The organism is Streptomyces sp. WMMC500, from assembly GCF_027497195.1.
GTDB lineage: Bacteria > Actinomycetota > Actinomycetes > Streptomycetales > Streptomycetaceae > Streptomyces.
In genome coordinates this window covers 3023671-3048597 of record NZ_CP114905.1, presented here as the reverse complement: position 1 = coordinate 3048597, position 24927 = coordinate 3023671, and the positions used below count along the sequence as shown (strand labels likewise).

General features: G+C 73.4%; 24 protein-coding genes and 1 pseudogene. 13 read left to right on the top strand and 12 right to left on the bottom strand.

Annotated elements, in window-relative coordinates:
- Positions 1 to 21 precede the first annotated feature (21 nt).
- From O7599_RS12590 to O7599_RS12570, 5 genes are all read right to left on the bottom strand, one after another.
- Entirely contained in the window at positions 22 to 2235 is a 2214-nt protein-coding gene (locus O7599_RS12590; RefSeq protein WP_281622239.1) for a hypothetical protein, read from the bottom strand.
- Between the two features lie 161 nt (positions 2236 to 2396).
- Positions 2397 to 2978, bottom strand: coding sequence for a DUF6113 family protein (locus O7599_RS12585; RefSeq protein WP_281622238.1), 582 nt, complete (start codon positions 2976 to 2978; stop codon positions 2397 to 2399).
- Entirely contained in the window at positions 2975 to 3871 is an 897-nt protein-coding gene (gene mshB / locus O7599_RS12580; RefSeq protein ID WP_281622237.1) for an N-acetyl-1-D-myo-inositol-2-amino-2-deoxy-alpha-D-glucopyranoside deacetylase, read from the bottom strand. The genes O7599_RS12585 and mshB overlap by 4 nt, the downstream gene beginning before the upstream one ends.
- A gap of 39 nt (positions 3872 to 3910) precedes the next feature.
- Positions 3911 to 4105: a hypothetical protein gene (locus O7599_RS12575; protein WP_101421759.1), complete on the bottom strand. Its 195-nt coding sequence runs from the start codon at positions 4103 to 4105 to the stop codon at positions 3911 to 3913.
- A gap of 220 nt (positions 4106 to 4325) precedes the next feature.
- Positions 4326 to 5294, bottom strand: a complete 969-nt coding sequence (locus O7599_RS12570; protein ID WP_281622236.1) for a hypothetical protein — start codon at positions 5292 to 5294, stop codon at positions 4326 to 4328.
- A gap of 507 nt (positions 5295 to 5801) precedes the next feature.
- Between O7599_RS12570 and O7599_RS12565 the strand changes: the two genes are divergently transcribed.
- From O7599_RS12565 to O7599_RS12545, 5 genes are all read left to right on the top strand, one after another.
- Positions 5802 to 6833: an ABC transporter permease gene (locus tag O7599_RS12565; RefSeq protein WP_281622235.1), complete on the top strand. Its 1032-nt coding sequence runs from the start codon at positions 5802 to 5804 to the stop codon at positions 6831 to 6833.
- Between the two features lie 125 nt (positions 6834 to 6958).
- Positions 6959 to 8719 (top strand): ABC transporter substrate-binding protein, encoded by a 1761-nt coding sequence (locus tag O7599_RS12560; protein WP_281622234.1) that lies wholly within the window; start codon positions 6959 to 6961, stop codon positions 8717 to 8719.
- Positions 8720 to 8820: 101 nt separating this feature from the next.
- Complete coding sequence (locus tag O7599_RS12555) at positions 8821 to 9798, top strand: ABC transporter permease (RefSeq protein ID WP_281622233.1); 978 nt, start codon at positions 8821 to 8823, stop codon at positions 9796 to 9798.
- 10 nt (positions 9799 to 9808) lie between these two features.
- Positions 9809 to 10870 carry an ABC transporter ATP-binding protein gene (locus O7599_RS12550; protein ID WP_281622232.1) on the top strand — a complete coding sequence of 354 codons (1062 nt, stop codon included), beginning with the start codon at positions 9809 to 9811 and terminating at the stop codon, positions 10868 to 10870.
- Between the two features lie 16 nt (positions 10871 to 10886).
- On the top strand, positions 10887 to 12023 hold the full coding sequence (locus O7599_RS12545) for a dipeptide ABC transporter ATP-binding protein (RefSeq protein WP_281622231.1): 1137 nt from the start codon (positions 10887 to 10889) through the stop codon (positions 12021 to 12023).
- Positions 12024 to 12105: 82 nt separating this feature from the next.
- Here the strand turns inward: O7599_RS12545 and O7599_RS12540 are convergent, their stop codons facing one another.
- Entirely contained in the window at positions 12106 to 13017 is a 912-nt protein-coding gene (locus O7599_RS12540; RefSeq protein WP_281622230.1) for a transglutaminase-like domain-containing protein, read from the bottom strand.
- A 362-nt stretch (positions 13018 to 13379) separates the two neighbouring features.
- Positions 13380 to 14378, bottom strand: coding sequence for a GNAT family N-acetyltransferase (locus O7599_RS12535; protein WP_281622229.1), 999 nt, complete (start codon positions 14376 to 14378; stop codon positions 13380 to 13382).
- Between the two features lie 111 nt (positions 14379 to 14489).
- Here O7599_RS12535 and fdxA point away from each other — a divergent pair, with 111 nt between their 5' ends.
- Positions 14490 to 14816, top strand: coding sequence for a ferredoxin (gene fdxA / locus O7599_RS12530; protein WP_281622228.1), 327 nt, complete (start codon positions 14490 to 14492; stop codon positions 14814 to 14816).
- A gap of 103 nt (positions 14817 to 14919) precedes the next feature.
- Positions 14920 to 16026 (top strand): succinyldiaminopimelate transaminase, encoded by a 1107-nt coding sequence (dapC, locus tag O7599_RS12525; protein WP_281622227.1) that lies wholly within the window; start codon positions 14920 to 14922, stop codon positions 16024 to 16026.
- Positions 16027 to 16167: 141 nt separating this feature from the next.
- Here the strand turns inward: dapC and O7599_RS12520 are convergent, their stop codons facing one another.
- Positions 16168 to 16536 carry a hypothetical protein gene (locus O7599_RS12520; RefSeq protein WP_281622226.1) on the bottom strand — a complete coding sequence of 123 codons (369 nt, stop codon included), beginning with the start codon at positions 16534 to 16536 and terminating at the stop codon, positions 16168 to 16170.
- A 296-nt stretch (positions 16537 to 16832) separates the two neighbouring features.
- A complete protein-coding gene (locus tag O7599_RS12515) occupies positions 16833 to 17774 on the bottom strand; it encodes a heavy metal transporter (RefSeq protein WP_281622225.1) in 942 nt (313 codons plus the stop codon).
- A 138-nt stretch (positions 17775 to 17912) separates the two neighbouring features.
- On the opposite strand from O7599_RS12515, the gene dapE reads away from it, so the two are divergent.
- Entirely contained in the window at positions 17913 to 18986 is a 1074-nt protein-coding gene (dapE, locus tag O7599_RS12510; protein WP_281622224.1) for a succinyl-diaminopimelate desuccinylase, read from the top strand.
- Between the two features lie 156 nt (positions 18987 to 19142).
- Positions 19143 to 19883: a TIGR00730 family Rossman fold protein gene (locus tag O7599_RS12505; RefSeq protein WP_281622223.1), complete on the top strand. Its 741-nt coding sequence runs from the start codon at positions 19143 to 19145 to the stop codon at positions 19881 to 19883.
- A 48-nt stretch (positions 19884 to 19931) separates the two neighbouring features.
- Here O7599_RS12505 and folP read toward each other — a convergent pair whose 3' ends face one another.
- A complete protein-coding gene (folP, locus tag O7599_RS12500) occupies positions 19932 to 20792 on the bottom strand; it encodes a dihydropteroate synthase (protein WP_281622222.1) in 861 nt (286 codons plus the stop codon).
- Between the two features lie 266 nt (positions 20793 to 21058).
- Between folP and O7599_RS36885 the strand changes: the two genes are divergently transcribed.
- The 3 genes and pseudogenes from O7599_RS36885 to O7599_RS12485 all read left to right on the top strand — a co-directional run.
- Positions 21059 to 21673, top strand: a complete 615-nt coding sequence (locus O7599_RS36885; protein ID WP_348652603.1) for a DivIVA domain-containing protein — start codon at positions 21059 to 21061, stop codon at positions 21671 to 21673.
- Positions 21670 to 22251 carry a DNA-3-methyladenine glycosylase I gene (locus tag O7599_RS12490; protein WP_281622221.1) on the top strand — a complete coding sequence of 194 codons (582 nt, stop codon included), beginning with the start codon at positions 21670 to 21672 and terminating at the stop codon, positions 22249 to 22251. The genes O7599_RS36885 and O7599_RS12490 overlap by 4 nt, the downstream gene beginning before the upstream one ends.
- A gap of 171 nt (positions 22252 to 22422) precedes the next feature.
- A pseudogene (locus O7599_RS12485) lies at positions 22423 to 22572 on the top strand (DNA-3-methyladenine glycosylase I); the annotation flags it as partial.
- A gap of 157 nt (positions 22573 to 22729) precedes the next feature.
- Here O7599_RS12485 and O7599_RS12480 read toward each other — a convergent pair.
- The gene (locus O7599_RS12480; protein ID WP_281622220.1) at positions 22730 to 23533 is read right to left on the bottom strand and encodes an enoyl-CoA hydratase-related protein; all 804 of its coding nucleotides are present in this window, start codon (positions 23531 to 23533) and stop codon (positions 22730 to 22732) included.
- Between the two features lie 341 nt (positions 23534 to 23874).
- Between O7599_RS12480 and O7599_RS12475 the strand changes: the two genes are divergently transcribed.
- Positions 23875 to 24042 carry a DUF3117 domain-containing protein gene (locus O7599_RS12475; RefSeq protein ID WP_018834979.1) on the top strand — a complete coding sequence of 56 codons (168 nt, stop codon included), beginning with the start codon at positions 23875 to 23877 and terminating at the stop codon, positions 24040 to 24042.
- Positions 24043 to 24219: 177 nt separating this feature from the next.
- Here O7599_RS12475 and O7599_RS12470 read toward each other — a convergent pair whose 3' ends face one another.
- Positions 24220 to 24795 carry an O-methyltransferase gene (locus O7599_RS12470; protein ID WP_281623360.1) on the bottom strand — a complete coding sequence of 192 codons (576 nt, stop codon included), beginning with the start codon at positions 24793 to 24795 and terminating at the stop codon, positions 24220 to 24222.
- Between the last annotated feature and the right edge of the window lie 132 nt (positions 24796 to 24927).

The following is a 24927-nucleotide window of genomic DNA, read 5'->3' as shown; positions in this document are numbered from 1 at the left end:
TGCGTCGTCCGCCGGTGGCGGTCACGCCGTGTCGATGACCCCCACCCGCTTCTCCGGGTCGGTCTCGCGCAGCGGGCCCATCATGGCGCTCGCCACGTCGTTCGGCGTGATCTCCGTCTTGCTGCCGTCGCCGCGCTGGACGAGGAGCCCGTCGAAGGTGCTGCCGTACAGCGCTTCCAGCTTCTCCAGGTCGAACTTCGGCGCGAGCTTGCCGTCCGGCGTCGCCTCCATCGTCAGGAACTCGGAGATCGAGCGCTCCGGGCTGAACTCGATGTAGCGGTCGCCCGCCTGCACCGCCACGTAACCCGACATGGCGGTCTCGGCGAAGCCGTTCATCGCCGAGTCGAACTCCGCCTGGCTGACGGACGGCTCCTGCTGCGAGACCGGCAGCGTCACCGGCTCGTTCGCACCTCCGGCCGCACGCTCGTCGAACGCCTCCTGCACCGCGCCCATGGACTTCTCCACGTCCACGGCCTCGTGCGGCTCGCCCTTCACGGGCACCGCCTCGCCGTTGACGAAGCGGATCATGCCGTCCTTGCCGCCGCCCGCCTCGTCGGCGATCTCCTGGAGCTGGGCCCGCAGCTTGTCGGTGTCGTCCACCATCGCCGGGTCCACCTCGCGGGAGCCGCCGAAGAGCGAGCCGATGACGGACACCGGGTTGTAGTCGCTGCCCATCGCCGAGCGGACGCTCTCCGCCGTGTCGATGCCGAGGCCGGCCGACTGCGGCGTCAGCTCCTGCTCCTGGTCGCCGACGCGGAGCACGATCGGCGCCTTCGTCCGCTCCTCCAGGGCCGCGTCGAGCTTGGCCACCGCCTGGTCGCGCGAGCTGCCGCCGATGTCCACGCCGAGGACCGTCGTGCCCTTCGGCACGTCGTCGTTGTTGAGGACGAGCCCCGCGCCGTACGCGATGCAGAGCACCCCGAAGACGCCGGCGCCCGCCATGACGGCGAGCTTCTTGCGGTCGCCGCGGGGCCGGCCGGCCGGGCTCCCGGAGCGGGAGCGGGCGGCCGAGGCCGGGGCGGGCGGCGGTACGGGCGGCCCGTCGCCACCGGGCTGGGGCACGGGGCCTGGGCCGGGGGGCGGCACTGCGCGGGGCGGCGGCTGCCCCGCCGGAGCGAACCCCGGTGCGGGCGCGGCCTCCTGCGGATACCGCGCCCCCTCGGGTCCTGGGCCGGTCTGCGGCATGCCGTGCGCCGGGGTGTGCCCGGGACCCGGGATCTGCGGGCCGGCCTGCGGTACGCCGTGGGCCGGGGTGTGCCCGGGGCCCTGCGGCACGCCGTGCGCCGGCGTGGGGTCCGGGCCCGACGGCACCGCGGGGATGCCGCCGACGGCGGTGTCGCCCATGCCGCCGGTGGGGGACTGCGGCGCGGCGGAGCCGCGCAGCGTGCGGCCGGCGGCGGGGGTGGCGGGCTTGAGCGGCATGCTGCCGGTGGCGGGGCCGGACGTCGGTCCTGTGGGTACGCCGCCGGGACCGCGGGCGCCGGCCGGGCCGGGGCCGCCGAGGCCGGCGCGCGGGGTGCCGCCGGCCGGAGTGGGGCGTACGGGCAGGGCGTTGGCCGGGTCGTCACCGGCGAAGCCGTGACCGCTCTCGCTCACCGGCACCTCCACGGAGCCGGTGTCCCCGGGCGCCGGGTGCGCCTGCGGGACGCCGGCCGGCGGGGTGCCCGCCGGAGCGCCCGGCTCGGCGGGCGGTGCGAAGGCGGGGAACTGCATCCCGGAGCCGTCCGTCGTGCCCGTGGGGCCCGCGGGCGGCGCCACCGGGGGCTGCGCCGGGGGCGGCCCCGCCGGCGGCGTGCCCCCGGGTGCGCCGGGGGACGGCGCCGGGTCCTTCGGCTTGCGGGGCGCGAACCAGTCGCTCGTCGTCGGCTTGGCGTCGTCGCCGCCGCCCTGCCCGTTCGCGGACGCCGCCGCGGCCTCCGCCGGGCCGGGGGCCGGCGCGGGGATCCCGGCGCCGCCGGCCGTGTCGGGCTCCTCCCCGCCCTCGAAGGGCTGGCGCACCACGACGGGCGGGATCGGCCGGGAACCGGGGATGTTGATCCGGATCCGGGTCGTCAGCGTCGTCTCGGTCGCGGGGACGCCGGGGTCGCCGTCCCCGCCCGCCCCCGTGCCCGGAGCGGGCGCGGGCGGTCTGGCGGTCGGCGTGTCCGGTCCCGCGTACGGCGGGGTCCCCGGCGGGTACGCGGCGTCGCCGCGTCCCTCGGGACCGGATGGCGGACTGTCATTCTCTCGGCTCACGGCAGGTCTCCCGTAGTGCTCCGCCGCCCGTCATGGCACCCGCGGGCAGCTCGGCGGCGCGCACCACCATACTTGTCCGCTCCGTCAGTGCGGCCCGACAACCGCATTCGGGCACCCGCACGAAGGCGTACTTGACCGCCGCCGGGGCCCAACAGAGCACGTCACTCGGGGAGTCGGGACTGCGCGTCGTCCATGGCGAGCAGCCGCGGCAGGGTGGTGCAGATCACAGCGATCAGCATCCCACCGAAGATGAAGATCTGCGGCCCGAGTCCGGAGGCGAACACGAAGTCCCCCTCGGGGCGGTTGAGCGACATGACGATCACCGCGAGGAACCAGCCGCCGCCCGCCGTGAAGCCGGCGCCGCGGCCTCCGGTGGCCACCCCGGCGCCGTAGCAGAGGGAGCCGAGGGCGGCGAGGGCGAGCAGCATTCCGCCCGGTGACCACGCCTCCTGCACGAGTGAACCGGCGAGCCCGACGAGGGCGCCGAGCACCAGGGCGGCCAGGTATGCGAGCAGGCGCCCCAGCGTGATCGGCTGGGCCAGGGCGCTGCCGGGGGGCGGGGCGGCGGGACGGCGCGCGGGGGAGCCGGTGGCGGCGCCCCCCGCCCGGCTGCGCTTCACCGCGCCCCCGTCTGCCGTGCCCTTGTGGGCAGTTCCCCCGCCGGCCTGGCCGCCCGTCCCGCTGCCGCCCGTGCCGCCGCCCGCGGCGGCCTTGGGGCGCACGGCCCGCTTCCTGGCGCTCACGCCGCCACCTCCGCGAACAAGTCGGTTTCCACCGCGCCCGGTTCGCGCCGCGCGGCGCCCGCGCCGCCGGCGAGCCGGAACCGCTCGGTGGTCAGGATCGGCTGGCCCAGCCCGTTGGAGAGGGCGAAAGAGCCGTCGGCCACGGTGATCTGCGTCGCGTGCGCCGCCATCGCCCGGGCCTTCGCCGCCGCGTACGCGCCCCCGTCCACGGCCGCCGTGACCGCCCCGTCGTCGACCACGCCCGGCAGGTCCGCGACGGTCGCGGTGTCCGGGAAGGGGTGGCCCGCCGCGGCCAGTTCCGCGAGGCCCTTCTCCGCCGCGGTGCGCGCGACGCAGGTCCAGTAGATGCGGGCCACCGCCCACGGTTCCGTGGGATCCGCGTCGTACGTCACGTCCGCGGCCAGCTCCGCCGCGCGCGTCGCGACGCGGTGGGCCTGGATGTGGTCGGGGTGCCCGTAGCCCCCGTCCGGGTCGTAGGTGACCAGCACCTGGGGGCGCACCTCGCGGAGCACCGGAACCAGCAGCGCCGCCGCCTCGTCGACGCCGGCGGACCAGAAGGTTCCGGGGCGTGCGTTCCGGTCGAGGCCGCTCATGCCCGAGTCGCGGAACCGCCCGGGTCCGCCGAGGAAACGGTGGTCGGTGACGCCCAGCGCCCGCATGGCGGCGGCGAGTTCGCCGGCCCGGTAGGCGCCGAGGGTGTCGTCACGCTCGGGTCCCAGGTGGGCGAGGGCGGGCGGAATGATCTCGCCCTCCTCACCCCGGGTGCACGTCACCAGGGTGACGAGGGCGCCCTCCGCGGCGTACCGGGCCATGGTGGCGCCGGTGGTGATCGTCTCGTCGTCCGGATGCGCGTGCACCAGCAGCAGCCTGCGCGACGGAAGCTCCCTGCTCATGGAGGAAGCCTAGACGAGCGGACGGAGGGGCCCCGCGGGTCAGAAGTCGATGCTCTCGATCATCCCCGCGACGTTCTGTGTCACATCGTCGATCGTCGGCGCCATGGAGGAGCTGGCGAGGTAGAAGCCCAGCAGGATGCACACGACGGCGTGCCCGCCCTTCAGACCACTTTTCTTGATGAGTAAGTAGACGATGATCGCGAGCAGTAGCACTAGCGAGATCGACAGAGCCACAGCGGCTCACCTCCCGGGACCTGCGGTCGGGTCGTCTGACGGGCCACGTGATGCATGCCCGTCGCGCGCACGCATCATAACTATCGGTGCCTGTGCATCGTTCGGCGCACCGGCGCATGGAGGGGTCGCACGCGGGAGGCCGCCGCGAGGCGGCGGCAAGGGTGCCGGGAGAGGTGCCGGGAGGGGTGCCGGGAGGGGTGGCGCGGCAGTCGCGCGGGGGTTACCAGGGGGGCGGGGAGGAGGGTTCCTGCCAGCGGGAGAGGGGCTCTCCCAGGGGGTCGCGCTCCCCGCGGCCGGCGAGCGCGAAGAGGATGACGAAGCCGGCGAGCAGCAGTCCGATCGCCGTGCTCGCCAGCAACTGGAACTCCGTGTCCAGGGCGCCGAAGTTCTCGAAGACCTTCTCGTCCAGGTACCGGGAGGTGTCGGCGACGCCCCAGCCGAGGACGAACGCGCCGGCGGTCATGCCCAGCGGCCGGGAGAGCGGGGCGCGCCTGGCGGCGGCCACGGCGGCGACGAGACAGAGGGCGGCGACCGCCCACTTGCCGTACGCGGCCGGGGGCTGGAGCAGCGCGTACGTGGTGTGCTCGCCGGTGAGCCGCTTGCCGTAGACGTCCCAGCCGGCGACGGCGGCCTGACGCAGCTCCCACCCCGCGAACGCCACCCCGGCGACGGCGAGGAAGACCATGCCGGTGGCCGCGGCGCCGCGGGCGGGCCGGCGCGGCGGCTGCTCGTCGGGCAGCAGGAAGTCCGCGCCGGTGGCCTCCTGCGGGCGGCGGCCGGCGGCGACGGAGATGAGCAGCACCGCGCCGAGGGTGACGGCGACACCGGCGGAGAGCAGCGCGCGGTTGCGCAGGTCCTGGTCGACGTTCTGCATCCAGTCGGCCGTCAGCGTCCACAGGGCGGGGGCGCGCAGCAGGACCGTCACGGCACCGGCCGCGCCGAGTGCGCCGGCGGCCGCGGTGGAGTGCAGGGCGGTGACGCCCGCGACGGCGTACACGCAGACGAGGACGGGGTCGTAGAGGGAGGTGCCCCAGGGGCTCTCGGGGGCGGAGTCGGGGGAGCCCGCCCAGGACCACCACAGGTCGGGCAGGCTCTCGGCGACGTTGACGTCGCGGCCGATCCACAGCAGGGAGAGCAGGGCGAGGAGCGCGCAGCACACGGCACCGAAGACGCGTGCGCCGCGCCCCAATATGTGTCCTTGTTCCATCGCCGGAAGACCCCCGATACGCAACCGTGCGCCTTTTGGGCCCACACGGCATTCAGGTCTACACCTCTCCGCAGCCCCGGACAACACCCGCGGCAAGACCGGCCGGACGGCGGCGGGCGGCGGCCCGGATCCCGGCCGGATCCGGCGAGGGCCGGACCCGGCCGGGGGGACGGCACCCGCACGGCCGTACGCTCCCCAGAGTGGCGCGTTCGTATATCGGTGATGCGACGGACGGGTTGCCGACGTGTTAACGACCTTCGTTGCATTATGTCGGATATGCCGGCCACTAAGGCGGCCTGTCAAGCACGTACGGACCTCAATCTGCAAAACATACGCTCAAGAAGCCATTGCGCACCTCGCCTTACCCCGTCACCCCCTTGACTGGGGGATGAATCGATTGCGAAAGTCCCGTCAACCACCGCAGCGTGCACGGGCGCTGCGGCACACCCGGTTCGGGAGCAATCACCTATGGACAGTCCGGTCCCGGCCATGGCGGAGGCACCAAAAGGGCCTTCGTACGACCCCGCAGGACTCGAGCGGGGTTCGGCCGGCCCTGGTGGGCAACAGACTGCCGAACACATCGGCAAATCGCCCGGTCAACTGATGTGGCAGCGCTTCAAGCGCGACCGCGCCGGCGTCGTGTCCGCGTTCATCGTCGGCTTCTTCGTGCTGATCGCGATCGCGGCCCCGCTGATCGCGAAGCTGTACGGCAAGTCTCCGTACACTCTGTACAACTCGGCCACCGGCAAGCCCGAGCTGTTCGATCCCCTGGGCTACCCGATCAAGCCCAACGGCGGCATCAGCAGCGAGTTCTGGTTCGGCGTGGAGCCCATCCTCGGCCGCGACGTCTTCACGCTGCTGATCTACAGCATCCGGACCTCGCTGGCCATCGCCGTCGCGGTGACGCTCCTGACGGTCACCTTCGGCGTCCTGCTGGGCGTGGCCGCCGGCTTCACCGGCGGCCGTACCGACACGCTGATCGGCCGCTTCATCGACCTGATGCTGGCGTTCCCGAGCCAGTTGTTCTTCGTGGCGTTCATGCCCGTCATCACCGCGATGTTCGTCGCTCCCGAGGACGCGACGCCGACCTGGTTGCGGGTCGCGGTGCTGATCGGCGTGCTCGCGGCGCTGAACTGGATGCGCATGGCCCGTATCGTGCGCGGTGTCGCGCTGACGATGCGTGAGCGCGAGTTCGTCGAGGCCGCCAAGGTGAGCGGGGCGTCGAACTGGCGCATCATCCGCAAGGAGATGCTGCCGAACCTGGTCACACCCATCCTCGTGCAGGGAACCTACGAGCTGCCGCTCGTCGTCACGAGCGCCGCGGGACTGTCGTTCCTCGGCGTCGGCCTGGTGAACCCGACCCCCGACTGGGGTCTGATGTTCGCCCGGGGCGCGGAGGTCGTCGAGACCGTTCCCACGTTCATGTTCTTCCCCGGCATGGCCTTGGTGATCTTCGTGGTCGCGTTCAACCTGCTGGGGGACTCCGTCCGCGACGCGTTCGATCCGAAGGCCGCGCGCTGACGTTCGTACCGCCGCCAGGGTGCGATCGCCGTGGCAACGGGTGAACACGCACACAGCAACTCAAGACCGACAGACAGGGTGGTTTGACAGTGAGAATCAGGGGTGCACGCAGAACGCACGCCATAGTGGCGGCGCTCGCAGCGGGGGCCTTGGCCCTGAGCGGTTGCAGCAGTGGCTCGGACAACACCGACTCGGGTCAGGACGAGAAGGACAAGGCGCAGAAGCAGCAGGCGCAGATCCCGTTCGGTGACGCCAAGGCGTCCACCGGCCCCGCCGCCGAGGTGCAGGGCGCCCAGGAGGGCGGCACGATCAACGTCATGCAGCGCGACAGCTACGCGCACCTCGACCCGGGACAGATATACGTCTCGGACGAGGGCTCCCTGTCCCGGCTGATCCACCGCGGGCTGACCGGCTACAAGGCCGACGCCCAGGGCAAGCAGACCCTCGTCGGCGACCTCGCCACGGACAGCGGCAAGCCCTCCGACGGCGGCCGCACCTGGACGTACACGCTCAAGGACAACATCAAGTGGGCCGACGGCACGGACATCACGTCCAAGGACGTCCGGCACACCTTCGAGCGGCTGTTCGCCGAGTTCATCAACGACGGCCCGGTCTTCATCCAGCAGTGGCTGGCCAACGTGCCCGGCACCGAGTACCGCGACCTGCTGCCCGGCGGCCCGTACAAGGGTGACCACCTGCCGGACTCCGTCCTGGCGACGCCGGACGACAAGACCATCGTCTTCAAGTTCGAGGAGCCGAAGCCGGACCTCCCGTACGCCCTGGCGATGCCGGGCTACTCGATGGTCTCCGAGGCGAAGGACACCCAGGAGAAGTACGACAAGGACCCGATGACCGCGGGCCCGTACATGATCGAGTCCTTCAAGACCGGCCGGTCGATGACGCTGGTCAGGAACGAGCACTGGGACCCGGCGACCGACTCGACGCGCAACGCCTACCCGGACAAGTACGAGATCACGTTCAACATCCAGTACGAGACCTCGTCCGAGCGGCTGATGGCCGACCAGGGTGCGAACAAGACCTCGATCAGCTTCAGCAACCAGGTGGACGCCGCCACACTGCCGAAGCTGAACAAGGACGCCGCGGCCCAGAAGCGCTCGGTGGCCGGCTACCAGCCGTACGTCTCCCAGATGGCCATCAACATGGACCGGGTGAAGAACAAGAAGGTCCGCGAGGCCATCGCGTACGCGCTGCCCATCCAGCCGTACCAGCAGGCGTTCGGCGGCCCGCAGGGCCAGGAGCTGGCCGGCGGTCTGATCAGCCCGACCGTCTCCGGCTACGAGGAGGGCTTCGACCCCTTCGGCAAGCTGAAGAAGCCGCTGGGTGACCCGGCCAAGGCCAAGAAGATCCTGGAAGACGCCGGCGAGACCGGTTACAAGCTGACCTGGGGCTACATCAACACCCCCGAGGGCCAGAACTACTCGCCGACGATGGAGAAGACCCTCGAGGAAGCGGGCTTCGACGTCCAGCGCAAGGAGATCGCGGCCGAGACGTACTACGACCAGATCGGCGTCGTCGACAACAAGTTCGACATGTACGTGAGCGCGTGGGGGGCCGACTGGCCGTCCGCCAGCACCGTGGTTCCGCCGCTGTACGACGGCCGGCAGATCCAGGACGGTTCGTCGAACTACTCGCACACGGACGACCCGCACATCAACAAGGAGATCGACCGGATCCAGAAGATCACGGACCCGGCCGAGGCGGCCAAGGAGTGGAACACCCTCTCCGAGTACGTGGTGAAGGACCTCATCTCCAACATCCCGATCACGTACTACAAGCAGATCCAGCTCCACGGCTCGAACATCGGCGGCGTCCAGTACGACGACGTCATCGGTGCCATCGACCCGCGCAAGCTGTTCGTGAAGTAGCACCACCCCCGGTGCGCGGGGCCCCCGCCCGATCGGCGGGGTCCCGCGCACCACCCGTCCGTCCACGTCGCCGCTTTGTCCTTCGAAAGCAGCCCACAGTCATGCTTCGTTTCCTGATTCGCCGGACAATCGGCGCATTGATCATCCTGCTGATCCTCAGCGCGGTGTGCTTCTTCCTCTTCTTCGCTGTTCCGCGTGACCCCGCCCGCATCTCCTGCGGCGAGAAGTGCACGCCGGAGAACCTGGAGCTGATCCGCAGGTCCCTCGGTCTCGACGATCCCGTCTGGGTCCAGTACGGGAACTTCCTCGCCGGCATCTTCACCGGCCGCTCCTTCCCGACCGGCGAGTGCTCGGCGCCCTGCATCGGCCGCTCCTTCGTGCACGACGAGAACGTCCTCAGCCTCATCCAGGACCGCTTCCCGACCACGCTGTCGCTCACCATCGGCGCGGCCGTCGTCTTCCTCGTCTTCGGCGTCGGCGCCGGCATGATCGCCGCCTGGCGGCGCGGCACGCCGCTCGACAAGGTCGTCAGCGGCAGCTCGCTGATCATCGGCTCGCTGCAGATCTACTTCATCGGCCCGATCGCGCTGTGGGCGCTGGTGTACAGCAGCGGGCTCTTCGGCGACCCGGTGTACAACCCGTTCACCGAGAACCCGTGGCAGTGGGCGGTCGGGCTGATCATCCCCTGGGCCGTGCTCTCCACGATCTTCGCGTCGAACTACACCCGTATGGTGCGGTCCACGATGATCGAGCAGTTGCAGGAGGAGCACGTCAGAACGGCCAAGGCCAAGGGAATGTCGGGACGCACGGTCTTCTTCCGCTACGCCTGGCGGGGCGCCATGGTCCCGGTCGTCACGATCTTCGGCATCGACCTCGGCTCCCTGCTGGGCGGCGCGATCATCACCGAGGTCACCTTCTCGCTGCCGGGTATCGGCCAACTCTCCATCGACTCGGTGGTGAAGGCGGATCTGCCGGTGCTCATGGGCATTCTGCTGTTCTCGTCCACCATGATCATCCTGATGAACGTCATCGTCGACGCGGCCTACGCCTTCATCGATCCGCGCATCCGTCTGTCCTAGGAGAAGAGCAGTGACCACCCTGACCAAGGAATCGGAAGGTTCCGCCCCGTCCGCGGACGGCGCCTTTCTCTCGGTGCAGGACCTGCGCGTGCAGTTCACCACCGGGGACGGCGTCGTCAAGGCCGTCGACGGTCTCTCCTTCGACGTCGAGCGCGGCAAGACCCTGGGCATCGTCGGCGAGTCCGGCTCCGGCAAGTCGGTCACCAACCTGACCGTGCTGGGCCTGCACAACCAGATGTTCACCAACATCGAGGGCTCGATCAGCCTCGACGGCGAGGAACTGATCGGCGCGCCCGAGCGGAAGCTGGAGCGGCTGCGCGGCAACAAGATGGCGATGATCTTCCAGGATCCGCTGACCGCGCTCTCGCCCTTCTACACGGTCGGCCGGCAGATCGCCGAGCCGTACCGCAAGCACACGGGCGTCTCCAAGCGCGAGGCACACCTGCGGGCCGTGGAGATGCTCGACAAGGTCGGCATCCCCAACGCCAAGCTGCGCGCGGACGACTACCCGCACCAGTTCTCCGGCGGGATGCGGCAGCGCGCCATGATCGCGATGGCGCTGGTCTGCAACCCCGACCTGCTGATCGCCGACGAGCCGACCACCGCGCTCGACGTGACCGTGCAGGCGCAGATCCTCGACCTGATCCGGGACCTGCAGAACGAGTTCGGCTCCGCGATCGTCTTCATCACCCACGACCTCGGCGTCATCGCGAACGTCGCGGACGACATCCTGGTGATGTACGCGGGCCGCGCCGTGGAGCGGGGCACCACCCGCGAGGTGCTGCGCAGGCCGCAGCACCCGTACACCTGGGGCCTGCTGAGCAGCATGCCGCGGCTGTCGTCGGACGTGGACGTGCCGCTCACCCCGATCAAGGGCACCCCGCCCAGCCTGCTGAGCCCGCCGACGGGCTGCCCGTTCCACCCGCGGTGCGGCTTCGTGGGCGACGTGGGCGGATCGGCCTGCCGTACGGACCGGCCGGCGCTGCCCGAGGGCCGCGGGGCCGCCTGCCACCTGAGCGCCGGGCAGAAGCAGGACATCTTCATCGAGCAGATCAAGCCCCGGCTGGGCTAGGGAGCGACTGACCACCATGAGCGAAGAACTCACCCTCCCCGGCCCCCGGGACGACACCCCGACCACGACGGGCGAGGAGCTGCTCACCGCGGAAGGGCTCACCAAGCACTTCCCGATCACGGGCGGCTTCCCGATCAAGCGGAAGGTCGGCGCGGTGCAGGCGGTCGACGGCGTCGACCTGGAGGTGCGCGCGGGCGAGAGCCTGGGCCTCGTCGGCGAGTCCGGCTGCGGCAAGTCGACGACCGGGCGGCTGCTGACGCGGCTGCTGGAGCCGACCGGCGGCAAGATCACGTACCGCGGCCAGGACATCACGTACGCCAAGCGCAAGCAGCTCGCGCCGATCAGGTCCGAGATCCAGATGATCTTCCAGGACCCGTACTCGTCGCTGAACCCGCGGCAGACCGTCGGCACCATCATCAGCAGCCCGATGGAGGTCAACGGGATCGACCCGCCCGGCGGCCGGGAGAAGCGGGTCCGCGAGCTGCTGGAGACCGTCGGCCTCAACCCCGAGCACTACAACCGCTTCCCGCACGAGTTCTCCGGCGGCCAGCGGCAGCGCATCGGGGTCGCGCGGGCGCTGGCCCTGAAGCCGAAGCTGATCGTGGCGGACGAGCCGGTCTCGGCGCTGGACGTGTCGATCCAGGCGCAGGTCGTCAACCTGCTGCAGGAACTGCAGCGGGAGATGGGCATCGCGTTCCTGTTCATCGCGCACGACCTGGCGATCGTGCGGCACTTCTCGCAGCGCGTCGCGGTGATGTACCTCGGGAAGATCGTCGAGACGGGCAACCGGGAGGACATCTACACCCGGCCGCGGCACCCGTACACCCACGCCCTGCTCTCGGCCGTCCCCGAGGCGACCCTCTCGGACGACGAGGACGAGACGCCGCGCGAGCGCATCCGGCTGGCGGGCGACGTGCCGTCGCCGATCAACCCGCCGACGGGGTGCCGGTTCCGTACGCGGTGCTGGAAGGCGCAGGACCTGTGCGCCAGCGAGGAGCCGCCGCTGGTGCAGATCGGCGGCAACCGCGCCGGGCACCTGACCGCGTGCCACTTCCCGGAGGAGCCGACGGTGGAGCGCGACGCGGAGGTCATCATGGACAAGGCCCTGGCGACCCTGGAGGACACCGAGCCCGCGGCTCCGGTGAAGGAGTAGCGGATACGTCGTCGGTGTGAGGGCCGGCGTGGGGGCCGGTGCCGGGGGATCCCGGCGCCGGCCCCCTCGCCGTGGGCCGCGTTCAGTTGAGGCGGGCGCGGGCGGCGCGGGCCTGGCGGCGCAGGGTGTCGGCGGCCTGCGGCTCCATCGCCGCTATCACCGAGGCGTACTCCTCCAGCTCCGCCGCACCGGTGACGAAGTCGCCGCGGGCGATGAGGAGTTGCGCGCGCTCGTGGCGCAGCCGGGCGGGGTGGCTGGGGAGCAGCAGGGCGAGTTCGACGGCGGCGAGCTGGACGTCGGACTGCTCGGGGCGGGGGGCGGCCCAGGCGCGGATGTTGTTGAGGATGCGCCGCACGATGTCGAGGGGGTCGGCGGGGACGAGCATCGCGGCCGACAGCGGCTCGCCGCCGGTGGCCTCGGCGACGAGCAGCTCGGCGTCGGCGGGGGAGAGGAGCCGGCCGCCGTCGAAGGGGTCGGCCAGCACGGAGTCGCCTGCGGCGGGCGCGGCGGGGTCGCGGGGGGCGGTGAGGTTGTCGGGGCCGGTGGGGCGGGTGGATACGGGGCCGACGGGGGGCGGGCCGAAGCCGACGACGAAGTGTCCGGGGAGGGCCACGCCGTACACGGGGGCGCCGGCGCGGCGGGCGACCTCCATCCAGATCACGGAGAGCATGATCGGCAGTCCGCGGCGGCGCCGCAGCACCTCGTGCAGTTGGGACGACTCCAGCCGGCTGTAGTCGCCGGGCGTCCCGCGGAACCCGTAGCGCTCCCCGAGCAGCTCGGCGGCGGCCCGCGCCCACGCGCGGGGGCCGCCGGGCGCGTACGGCAACTGCCCGGCCAGCTCGTCCAGCTCGATCTGCACGTCGTCGATGCCGCCCTCGTCGAGCGCGGGATCGGTCTCGGCGGCGACGAGCAGGCAGAGCAGGGCGAGATCGGGCCGCGGCACGCGGGCCTCCTCCGCGAACCGGGCCCGGTGACCGACTCCGGACCTACCCATCCCCCCATTGTGCGACGACCCGCGGCAGACGTCCCGTGCAAGGGGAGACCGGTGGGATCGAAGCGGCCGGTGAGGTACCGCGCAGGCCGGGGGCCGGAGGGGCAGTGCGGGCCCTGGGCGTGCGGGGAGGCGGCCGGAGGTCCGGGCCCCCGCACCGCCGGGGAGCGCCCGCGGCGCCTCGCGGGCGGGGGTACCCGCCGGGGGCTCGGCCTTCGGCGCCCCAGCGAGAGCGCCTGCGGCGCCTCGAGGCCTCGTCCGTCGCCGTCCGGCGACAGGCGGGCTGCCCGCGTCCGGCCTCCGCGCCGGCGAGTCACCCCGCTCACCCCGCGGTGTGCCGGCCGGGACCCCGGTCACACCGCCCGCTACGGCGTGGGGTGGCGGCGGTAGTGGTAGGCGTGGTGGGTGGTGAAGCCCAGGGTGGCGTAGAGGGACAGGGCCGGGGCGTTGTCCGGTTCCACCTGGAGGTACGCCGCGGAGGCGCCCTCCTCCCGGGCGCGGGCCGCCAGGGCCGCCATCACCGCCGTGGCCAGGCCGCGGCGGCGGTGGGCCGGGGAGACCTCGACCGCCGCGAAGCCCGCCCAGCGGCCGTCGACCACGCAGCGGCCGATCGCCGCCGGGGGGCCGTCCGGTCCCGGGACCGTCGCGAACCACACCGACGGGCCGCCCTCCAGCACCGTCCGCGCGGCCGGCGTCAGCTCCGCGGCCCGGTGGTAGAGCGAGAACCACGCCGCGGACGTCGTACGGGACAGCTCCACCCGCTCCGCCGCCTCCCTGTCCGCCACCGGTGCCAGCTCACCCACCTGCATCAGCGCCGCCCGCCGCGCCGTCCACCCGCGCGCGTCCAGCTCCGCCGCCAGCGGCTCCGCCGTGCCCTCCGCGCCGGTCGCGACCTGCACCAGCGCCGGCAGCCCCCGCTCGCCGTACCACCGCGTCACCCGCGCCAGCGCCGCGTCCAGCGGCAGCCCGGGGTCGCCCAGCGGCAGCACCGAGTTCGCCCGGCTCGTGAAGCCGTCCGAGGCCCGCAGCGTCCAGTCGCCCAGCCGTGCGCTCACCACGGGCGGCCACCCCCGCGCCGCCACCCGGGTCAGCTCCGCCGCCGTCGCCGCGGGACCGCGCCGCCGCGCCGGCGCGGCCGGCACGACCTTCGCCGCCACCACGGCCGCCTCCGGAATCCGGACGACCTGGCCGTTCCGCCTCGTGAGACGCAGCTCCCCGGCGTCCCACGATGTGAGCACGCCGACCGCGTCCGTGAACCGCGCGTCGGTCTCGCGGGCATCCGTCAGCCGCCGTACCGACACACGTTTTCCCACGTCAGCGGCGGTGATACGGATTTCGAGCCGCGCCCCAGTGGTGAATTCCACAGCTCTCCACGCCCCTCTTGTTCGCTCCGTGCCCGGGAACGGAGATACTAGGTGCGGGCATCGACACGCCGCGCTCCCGCGCCGCCAGCCTGATCGAGGAGGAACGACAGCGTGACCTACGTCATCGCAGAGCCTTGTGTGGACCTCAAGGACAAGGCCTGCATTGAGGAGTGCCCCGTCGACTGCATCTACGAGGGCCAGAGGTTCTTGTACATCCACCCGGACGAATGCGTCGACTGCGGTGCGTGCGAGCCGGTCTGCCCCGTGGAGGCGATCTTCTACGAGGACGACACTCCGGAGGAGTGGAAGGACTACTACAAGGTGAACGTCGAGTTCTTCGACGACCTCGGCTCGCCCGGTGGCGCCGCGAAGCTCGGCCTGATCGAGCGGGACCACCCGATCGTCGCGGCCCTCCCGCCGCAGGAGCACGACGAGTAACACCCGCGACTCCCCACCCGCGACCACCGCAGTGCGCAGTGCCCCCGCTCCATCGGCTCCCGGCTGATCGGCGGGGGCCTCGCGTCGATCGAGGACAGTGAGCGTGCGACCCGTCACCTCCCGGCTGCCCGTCTTCCCCTGGGACCGGCTGGAGCCCTACAAGACCGCTGCCGCCGCCCACCCGGGCGGCATCGTCGACCTGTCCGTCGGCACCCCCGTCGACCCCGTGCCCGCGGTGGTCAGGGCAGCGCTCGCGGACGCCGCCGACAGCCCCGGCTACCCGCTCGCCTGGGGCACCCCGGCGCTGCGCGAGACCGTCGCCGGGTGGTTCGGCGAGCGGCTCGGCGCCGCCGTCGCGTCCGAGGCGGTGCTGCCGGCGATCGGCACCAAGGAGCTGGTCGGCTGGCTGCCGACGCTGCTGGGGCTGGAGCCGGGGGATCAGGTGGCGTACCCGGAGCTGGCGTATCCGACGTACGAGATCGGGGCGCTGACGGCGCGCGCGGAGCCCGTGGCGTACGCGGATCCGGTCGCCGACCTCGACCCGGCCCGGGTGAAGCTGCTCTGGCTCAACACCCCGTCGAACCCCACGGGACGCACCCTCGACGCGGCGGAGCTGCGCCGCGTGGTGGCGTGGGCGCGTACGCACGGGGTGCTGGTCGCCTCCGACGAGTGCTATCTGGAGCTGGGCTGGGAGACCGAGCCGGTGTCCGTGCTGCACCCGTCGGTGAGCGAGGGCTCGTACGAGGGGCTGTTCGCCGTGCACTCGCTGTCGAAGCGCTCCAACCTCGCCGGCTACCGCGCGGGGTTCGCCGGCGGCGACGCGGCGGTGGTGCGCGAGCTGGTCGCGGTGCGCAAGCACATGGGGATGATGGTGCCGAAGCCGGTGCAGCAGGCGATGATCGCCGCGCTGGGCGACGGGCGGCACGTGGCCGAGCAGCGTGAGCGCTACGCCCGCCGCCGGGCCGCGCTGCGCGAGGCGCTGACGGGGGCGGGCTTCCGGATCGAGCACAGCGAGGCGTCGCTGTATCTGTGGGCGACGCGGGACGAGCCGTGCTGGGACACGGTCGCGGAGCTGGCGAAGCTGGGGATCGCGGTGGCGCCCGGCGAGTTCTACGGGGCCGCGGGTGAGCGGTTCGTACGGGTGGCGTTCACGGCCACGGACGAGCGCGTGGCCGCCGCCGTGGAGCGGCTGGCGGCGCTGCGGGGCTGAAGGACTGAGGGGCTGAGGGGCTGAGGGCGCCGCAGCGCCGTCCCGGGGCCTCGCGCCGCCGGGTGAGCCGCTGCGAGCCGCCGGGCCCGCGGAGGACGGCTCCGCGGGCCACCGGCGGCCTCGTGGGCCGGCCGGGCAGGCTCAGACGAGGCCCCCCGGGACGGGCAGGTCGGGCTGGGCGTTCGAGACGGCGTCGCCGACCGCGGTGCTGCCCTGCTCGACGGTCTTGCCGGTGGTCTCCTGCAGGGAGGACAGCGCCTTCTCGGTGGTCGGGCCGGCGCCCTCGCTGATCTGCGCGGCGGTCTCGGCGCCGCTGGTGAGCACCTCGGTGCCGGTCTGGGAGGCGGTCGCGGGCAGCGAGCCGCTTTCCAGGGCGCTGACCGGGTTGAGGCCGTTCGTGCTGGGCAGCTCGACGGCGCTGGCGGCACCCGCGGCGCCGACGACCGGGGCGGCACCCGCGGCGACGACGAGTGCGACCCGGGCGAAGTGGCGCTTCAGGGGGTGGGACATGGTGCTCCTTTGACGGAGGGTTACTGAATGGGCATGCCCGCTGTGCGGACGCTGTGACTACCGCGTGAGGCGCCGGAAGGTTGCGGCCGTCCCGCGTAAAGAGTTGGTAATGCGTCGCATAATCTGCTTCGCCAGAAAACCGGGCAAAGCAGGTCGGTCGGAGCGGTGTCCGGAGGGCCGGGGACCCGCGCTCACCGGGGATGTGCCGGATCGTGGGAAGGAGCGGGAAATCCGGGGGAGAGGGGTCCGGCCGTCACTTTGCGTTGACCGGGTTCGCCCGTACGGGGCGGCGGGCGCTACGGCTCGGTGACGATACGGACCGACGCCGCGCCCGCCTCGGCGTTCGCGCCCTCGACCTCCCGCCAGCCCTCGGCCGAGTCCTCGGCCCGCCACTCGCGGCCCGCGAAGGACACCTGCGCGACGCGCAGCCGCGGCGCCTGCGCCACCGCCCAGTGCGCCAGCTCCCAGCCGTGGCCCGCCGCGTCCGCCCCGCCGCCCGAGCCGTCCCCGGCGACCGGCAGCACCAGCACCTGCCCGCCGTCGCCCCGGCTCGCGCCCCCGGCCCCCTCGCCGGAGCCGTCCGGGCCCGGCTCCGGCAGCACGCCGGCGCCGAACTCCCGCTTCAGCGCCGCGCGCAGCAGCGCGGGGTCGCCCGAGCGGGTGTCGCCCTGTGCCGTCGTACACGTGAAGGCGCCGCCGTCGCGGCCGGTCAGGGCGGCGGACAGCAGGGCGGCGGCCGGCTCGTGCTTCGCGTACGCCTGCGGGAAGCCGCTGCGCTGGACGCGCTGCGCGGCCTCGGTGAGCGGCAGCCGGGAGTAGCCGGGGATCTCGGCCAGGTGCGCGTAGAACTTGCCGCTGGAGTACACCGGGTCGAGGACCTGCTCCTCCGTGCCCCAGCCCTGGGACGGGCGCTGTTGGAACAGCCCGAGCGAATCGCGGTCGCCGTGCGCGATGTTGCGCAGCTCCGACTCCTGCATGGCCGTGGCCAGCGCGATGGTCACCGCGCGCTCCGGCAGCCGCCGGGAGGACGCCACGGCGCTTATCGTCGCGGCGTTCGCGGCCTGTTCGGGATCCAGCTCGTACGGCTCGTCCCCGCCCTTGCCGCGTACCTCGCAGCGCGGTGCGGGCCCGCCGCCGGTGTTGAGGTGGACCAGCAGGTACGCGCCCACGCCGCCGAGCACCGCGAGCGCGACGAACACGCGGAGGAGGCGGCGGCGGAGGACGTCTGCGGCGGGCACGCGCCCACGGTAGCGTCCGCGGCGGACGGCCGCGGACGCCGGGAGCGCGGCGGGCGGCGCCCCTGCGGGGTGGCTCCGGCGTACGGCCTGCGCGGAAGGCCCGGGGTGCCCGGGGCGCCGGGCCGTAGGGTCGTCGGCATGGACTTGACGCTCGATGCCGCACGGCTGACCGCCCAGCTCGTCGACACCGCCTCCGTCAGCGGCGAGGAGAAGCACCTCGCCGACGCCGTCGAGGCCGCGCTGCGGCGGCTCGGCCACCTGGAGGTCGACCGCGACGGCGACGCCGTCGTCGCCCGGACCAGGCTGGGCCGCGCCGAGCGCGTCGTGCTCGCCGGGCACCTCGACACCGTGCCCATCGCCGGCAACGTGCCCTCGCGCCTCGACGGCACGTACGAGGACGGCGTTCTGTGGGGCTGCGGCACCTCCGACATGAAGGCCGGCGTCGCCGTCCAACTGCGCATCGCCGCGACCGTGCCCGCGCCCAACCGCGACCTCACCTTCGTCTTCTACGACAACGAGGAGGTCGACGCCTCCCGCAACGGCCTGCGCCGCCTCGCCGAGAACCGGCCCGACTGGCTCGCGGCGGACTTCGCCGTGCTGCTGGAGCCCTCCGACGGCGAGATCGAGGGCGGCTGCCAGGGCACGCTGCGCGTCGTCCTGCGGACGGAGGGCGAACGCGCCCACTCCGCCCGGAGCTGGCTCGGCGCCAACGCCATCCACGCCGCCGCCCCCGCGCTGGCCCGGCTCGCGGCGTACGAACCGCGGCACGCCGTCATCGACGGCCTGGAGTACCGCGAGGGCCTCAACGCCGTCCGCGTCTCCGGCGGCGTCGCCGGCAACGTCGTGCCCGACGTCTGCGAGGTCACCGTCAACTTCCGTTACGCACCCGACCGCTCGGAGGAGCAGGCGATCGCCTTCGTACAGGAGTACTTCGACGGCTGCGGCGTCGCGGAGATCACCGTCGAGGACAGCTCCCCGGGCGCGCTGCCGGGCCTGGCCCACCCCGCCGCCGCCGCGTTCACCGCCGCCGTCGGCGGCACCCCGCGGCCGAAGTACGGCTGGACGGACGTCGCCCGGTTCACGGCGCTCGGCGTCCCCGCGGTGAACTACGGACCCGGCGACCCGAACTACGCGCACAAGCGCGACGAGCACGTGCACACGGCCCGTATCCACCACTGCGAGGAGCGGCTGCGGGCCTGGCTCACCGCGTGAGCGCAGGGCCGTGTCACCGGCTGTTCCGCCGTGGTTCCTGCCGGGGTTTACGTGGCTTCGAGCGGCTTCGCCTAGCCTGGGCCCGGAGATCGTCGTACGGGAAGAGCCGTACGGGAACACGAGGAACCAGAGGAACACGAGGAAGGGAGCGCGCCCGTGGCCAACCGGGAGGAGTTCGAGGAGCAGCGGCTCGGCCCCGTCCTCCGCCGCCGCAGCCGCATCCAGCGCGGGACGATGGACCAGCACCTGCTGGACACCCGGGAGCGCGCCGCGGAGTACGTGCACGAGGACCCGTGGCGGGTGCTGCGGATGCAGGCGGAGTTCGTCGAGGGGTTCGGCGCGCTCGCCGAGGTGGGGCCCGCGATCAGCGTCTTCGGCTCGGCCCGTACCGCACCGGAGAGCCAGGAGTACGCGCGGGGCGTCGCGATCGGCAGGGGGCTGGTGGACGCCGGCTTCGGGGTGATCACCGGCGGCGGGCCCGGGGTGATGGAGGCGGCGAACAAGGGCGCCCTGGAGGCCGGCGGGCTGTCCGTCGGGCTGGGCATCGAGCTGCCCTTCGAGCAGGGGCTCAACAGGTACGTCGACCTCGGCGTGAACTTCCGCTACTTCTTCGTGCGCAAGACGTGTTTCGTGAAGTACTCCCAGGGCTTCGTGGTCCTGCCCGGCGGCTTCGGAACGATGGACGAGCTGTTCGAGGCGCTGACCCTGGTGCAGACGAAGAAGGTGACGCGGTTCCCGATCGTCCTCTTCGGCAGCGAGTACTGGGGCGGGCTCGTCGACTGGCTGCGCAAGACCGTCGTGGACGGCGGCAAGGCCGCGGAGCGGGACCTCGACCTCTTCCACATCACGGACGACGTGACCGAGGCCGTGGGGCTGGTCACGAAGGAGACCCCGTAGGGCGGCGGGACCCCGCCCCGCCCCGAAGGCCCCGTCCCGTACGGGCCGCTAGGCGAGCCCGCGGCGCGCGACCGCGGGCGGGCGGTGGCCCGCGATGGCGGCCACCATGTCGAGCACCTGCCGGGTCTCGGCGACCTCGTGCACCCGGTACACCTGGGCGCCCAGCCACGCCGAGACCGCGGTGGTGGCGAGCGTGCCGACGAGCCGCTCCTTGACCGGCTTGTCCAGCGTCTCGCCGACGAAGTCCTTGTTCGACAGCGAGACGAGCACCGGCCAGCCCGCCGCCGTCATCTCGCCGAGCCGGCGGGTGGCCTCCAGCGAGTGCCGGGTGCTCTTGCCGAAGTCGTGACCGGGGTCGATCAGGATCCCGTCACGGCGTACGCCCAGCTCCACGGCCCGCTCCGCGAGCCCCAGGGTGACCCGCAGGATGTCGGCCATCACGTCGTCGTACGCGATGCGGTGCGGCCGGGTACGCGGCTGCACGCCGCCCGCGTGCGTGCACACGAGCCCGGCGCCGTGCCGGGCGGCGACCTCGGCGACCAGCGGGTCGACGCCGCCCCAGGCGTCGTTCAGCAGGTCCGCGCCGGCCGCGCAGGCGGCCTCGGCGACCTCGTGCCGCCAGGTGTCCACGCTGATCACGACGTCGGGGTGGCGGCGGCGTACCTCGGCGATGAAGCCCGCCGTGCGGCGCACCTCCTCCGCGGCCGACACCTCCGCGCCGGGTCCCGCCTTCACCCCGCCGACGTCGATGATCGCCGCGCCCTCCGCGACCGCCAGCTCGACGCGGGCGAGCGCGGGCTCGTCGCGGAAGGTGGCGCCCTGGTCGTAGAAGGAGTCCGGGGTCCTGTTGACGATCGCCATGATCACCGGCTCGTACGCGGCGAAAGTGCGCGACCCCAGTCGCAGCATGCTGCCTCCTCTGGCGCTCTCCGGGACGGCGGCCCGGCCTCCTCCAGCGACCTTAGCCCGCGCGGCGCGGGCGGGGCGGCGGGCTTCGGCGCGGCGGCGGTGCCGGTGCCGTGCCGGTGCTGCGGCGGTACGGAGCCGGGGGCGGTGCCGGTGCGGTCCGGGCGCCGGGCCACGGGGACTGTCACAGGCCCCGGCTAGGGTGGGGCGCAGCCACCCGGCGTACCGGGCGCGGCCATCCGGCGCCCGGCTGTCCACGGGGAGACATCGTGTTCTGGTTCATGCTCATCGCCATGGTCGCGGTCGTCGCCGCGGTCACCGTCGTGCTGGCGGGGAACGGCGAGGAGGAGCTCACCGAGCCGCTGCCCGACCGGCTCCACGACCCGCTGCCGCCCGGCCGCCCGCTGGGCCGCGCCGACATCGACGGGCTGCGGCTGCCGGTCGCGCTGCGCGGGTACCGCATGGACGACGTGGACGACGCGCTGGACCGCGTCGCCGCGGAGCTGGCGGAGCGGGACGCGCGCATCGCGGAGCTGGAGGCGGCCCTGGCGGGTGCGCATGCGGCGGCGTACCGCGGGGCGCGGCCGGGCGGACAGGAGTACGGGGACGCACCACCCCCGGCGGACTACCCGGGGCAGGGTTTCGGCGGCGGCACGGACCCGGTGGGCCGGAGCAACGGCGGCCGGGATCTGGGCGGCCGGGACCTGGGCACCCGGGACCTCGGCGGCCTGGGCAGCGGTGGTGCGGACTGGTTCGACCCGGACGCGGGCGGCCGGGGCCACGGCGCCGCGGAGCCGGAAGGGCCGGACCCGGGCCTCCGGGATCCGGGCGGGTTCGAGCTCGGCGGCGGGGGCCCGCGCGACGGCCGGGACGGGCGGGCGTGAGCGCCGAAGGCGGCGCCGTGGCCGGGCCCGACGGGCTGCTGCGCTGCCCGTGGGGGCTGTCCGCCGAGGACTACGTCACGTACCACGACGAGGAGTGGGGCCGGCCCGTGCACGGCGACGACGCGCTCTTCGAGCGGCTGTCGCTGGAGGCGTTCCAGTCCGGGCTGTCCTGGCTGACGATCCTGCGCCGCCGCGAGGGCTTCCGGGCCGCCTTCGCCGGCTTCGAGATCGCCGCGGTCGCCGAGTTCGGCCCCGGGGACGAGCGGCGGCTGCTCGCCGACCCCGGCATCATCCGCAACCGGCTGAAGGTGCAGGCCACCCTCGCCAACGCGAAGACCCTCGCCGGCTGGGCCCCCGGCGAGCTGGACACCCTGCTCTGGTCGTACGCGCCGGACCCCGCCGCCCGCCCCGCGCCGCGCACGCTCGCGGACGTACCCGCCGTCACGCCGGAGTCGACGGCGATGGCCAAGGAGCTGAAGCGGCGCGGCGTGCGGTTCGTCGGGCCGACGACGGCGTACGCGCTGATGCAGGCGTGCGGCCTGGTCGACGACCACCTCGCGGACTGCCACGCGCGCTAGCCCTCCCGGGGCGCGGGGTGGTCACGCGGCCGTCCATGCGCGGCACGGCACCGGGTGGGATCCGTACGGCGTGCCCTCTGTCCGGGGCGCGGTCGGCTCGGCGGCGCGCGCACGTCCCGTACGGAGGTCGCTTCCGCGGGGGCCGCCCCGGTCCCGCCGTCGCGCAGGCGCGCGGGCGTGCCGGCGGTCACGCCGGAGTCGACGGCGATGGCCAAGGAGCTGAAGCGGCGCGGCGTGCGGTTCGTCGGGCCGACGACGGCGTACGCGCTGATGCAGGCGTGCGGCCTGGTCGACGACCACCTCGCGGACTGCCACGCGCGGAAGCGCCCCGCGCGCGTCGGCGGCCGGGCGCGAGGCGGGCACGACCTGCTCGCAGGTCGCTTCCGGGGACGCCGGAGCCGCGGGCGCCGCTCCGGTCGCGCCGTCGCCCGCCCGGCGAGGGCACCGCCCGGTCCGCCATGGCCCGCCCGGCGAGGGCTCAGCGGCCCGTGAAGCGCGGCTCCTCCTTCGCCACGAACGCCTCCACCGCGATCCTGTGGTCCTCGGACGCGCCCGCCCGGGACTGCAGCTCCGCCTCCTTGGCCAGCGTCTCCGCGAGCCCGTGCCCCGCCCCGTACGCCAGCGACTCCTTGATCGCCGCGTACGCCCCCGTCGGCCCCGCCGCGAGCCTGCGGGCCACCGCCGCCGCCTCGGCGGCCAGGTCCGCCGCCGGCACGACGACGTTCGCGATGCCCAGCGCCAGCGCCTCGTCCGCCCCGATCCGGCGCGGGAAGAGCATCAGGTCGGCGGCGCGGCCGTGGCCGACGAGGCGTGGGAGGGTCCAGGAGACGCCGGAGTCCGCGGTCAGCGCGACGGCCGCGAAGGAGGTGTTGAACGAGGCGCTGTCGGCCACCACCCGGTAGTCCGCGGCGAACGCGAAGCCCGCGCCGGCCCCCGCGGCGACCCCGTTCACGCCCGCGACCACCGGCTTCGGCATCCCGGCGAGGGTGGCGGCGATGGGGTTGTAGTGCTCGGCGACGGTGTCCATCGCGTGGTCCGTACGCTGCGCGGCCCGGGCCGCCGCGAGGGTGCCGATGTGCTCCTTGAGGTCCTGCCCCACGCAGAACGCCCGCCCCGCGCCGGTGAGCAGCACGGCCCGTACGGCGTCGTCCTCCGCCGCCCCGCGCAAGGTGTCGCGCAGGGCGTTCTTGGTCTCGGTGTCGAGGGCGTTCATCGCGTCCGGGCGGTTGAGGGTGACGGTCGCAAGCCCGTCGGCGACCTCGTACAGCACGGTGTCCGCCATGTTCTTCCCTTCGCTACGCCCCGGGGTCACCGGGGCTGAGCCGCGTCTCGTCCGGTGCCGTCAGCATGGCGGAGATCACCGTTCCGCGACATGTGACGTGCGTCAAATGGAAACGCGGCGCGCCTCGGCCGGGAAGGGCGCAGTATCGCATCCCTCTGGCGGGAATTGGGAGGTTTTGCGGTCGCACGTCGTCGAGAGGATGCGGACCGATGTTGGTCATGAGGACCGGCAATGCGGGATAATGGGCGAGAAGCACTGTGTTCGATGCCGGTGGCGACGAGCCTGTCCACGGGCCGTCGATGCTTCTCAACGAAGAGCTGGTTTCAGGAAGGGGAACGAGCATGGCGGCCATGAAGCCGCGGACGGGCGACGGCCCGCTCGAGGTGACCAAGGAGGGGCGGGGCATCGTCATGCGCGTTCCGCTCGAAGGCGGCGGGCGGCTCGTCGTCGAGCTGACCCCCGATGAAGCCGACGCGCTCGGCGACGCCCTGAAGAAGGTCGTCAGCTAGTCGGACCGAGGTCCGGAAGAACCCTGTATGCGCCCCGGCCGCCGCGGTGGCCGGGGCGGATCGTCTCGGGGCCCGGATCGCGCCCGGCCACCGGCAGGAACGGTGTCGTCCGGCACCCGCCCGGCGCGTCCGTCAGGTGCGTGACGCCCGTGACATCTGAGAAGCCCGTGATGTCCGTCACGCCTCGCGCTTGACGGCGCACAGCAGCCCGTCCCCCACCGGCAGCAGCGCGGGCATCAGCTCCCGGCTCTCCTTCACCGCGCGCAGCAGCTCGCGCAGCTTCTGCACCTCGTCCGGCTGGGCCGCCGAGTCCACCGTGCGCCCGTCCGCGAAGACGCCCTCGAAGCACACCACGCCGCCCGGGCGCAGCAGGCGCAACGATTCGCCCAGGTACTCCAGGCACTCCAGCGGGTCGCCGTCGCAGAAGACCATGTCGTACGAACCGTCCGCCAGCCGCGGCAGCACGTCCAGCGCCCGGCCCACGATGATCCGCGCCCGGTTCGCGGCGAACCCCGCCGCCCGGAACGCCTGGCGCGCGAACTGCTGCCGCTCCGGCTCCGGGTCTACGGTCGTCAGCACCCCGCCGGTGCGCATGCCCTGCAGCAGGTGGATGCCGGAGACCCCGGTGCCGGTGCCGATCTCGACCACCGCCTTGGCGCCCGCCGTCGCCGCCAGCAGCCGCAGCGCGGCCCCGGCGCCCGCCGACACCTGGCGCAGCCCCGCCTCCAGGGCCCGCTGCCGGGCCCAGTGCAGCGCCGCCGTCGCCGAGCCCTGCGCACGCGTCGGCCCCGCCGGGCCGCCCGGGGTCGCCCCGGCCCGGCCGCTTTCGGCGTCCGCGGCACCGTCCGTGCCGTACGCCTCGGCGAACGACCAGCTCGCCAGCCG

Excerpts from the sequence above, each read along its gene's own strand:
- O7599_RS12555 (WP_281622233.1), top strand. The coding sequence starts at position 8,821 with ATGCTTCGTTTCCTGATTCGCCGGACAATCGGCGCATTGATCATCCTG.
- O7599_RS12565 (WP_281622235.1), top strand. The coding sequence starts at position 5,802 with ATGGCGGAGGCACCAAAAGGGCCTTCGTACGACCCCGCAGGACTCGAG.
- dapE (WP_281622224.1), top strand. The coding sequence starts at position 17,913 with ATGGACTTGACGCTCGATGCCGCACGGCTGACCGCCCAGCTCGTCGAC.
- O7599_RS12520 (WP_281622226.1), bottom strand. The coding sequence starts at position 16,536 with ATGTCCCACCCCCTGAAGCGCCACTTCGCCCGGGTCGCACTCGTCGTC.
- O7599_RS12545 (WP_281622231.1), top strand. The coding sequence starts at position 10,887 with ATGAGCGAAGAACTCACCCTCCCCGGCCCCCGGGACGACACCCCGACC.
- O7599_RS12480 (WP_281622220.1), bottom strand. The coding sequence starts at position 23,533 with ATGGCGGACACCGTGCTGTACGAGGTCGCCGACGGGCTTGCGACCGTC.
- O7599_RS12540 (WP_281622230.1), bottom strand. The coding sequence starts at position 13,017 with ATGGGTAGGTCCGGAGTCGGTCACCGGGCCCGGTTCGCGGAGGAGGCC.
- O7599_RS12475 (WP_018834979.1), top strand. The coding sequence starts at position 23,875 with ATGGCGGCCATGAAGCCGCGGACGGGCGACGGCCCGCTCGAGGTGACC.
- folP (WP_281622222.1), bottom strand. The coding sequence starts at position 20,792 with ATGCTGCGACTGGGGTCGCGCACTTTCGCCGCGTACGAGCCGGTGATC.
- mshB (WP_281622237.1), bottom strand. The coding sequence starts at position 3,871 with ATGAGCAGGGAGCTTCCGTCGCGCAGGCTGCTGCTGGTGCACGCGCAT.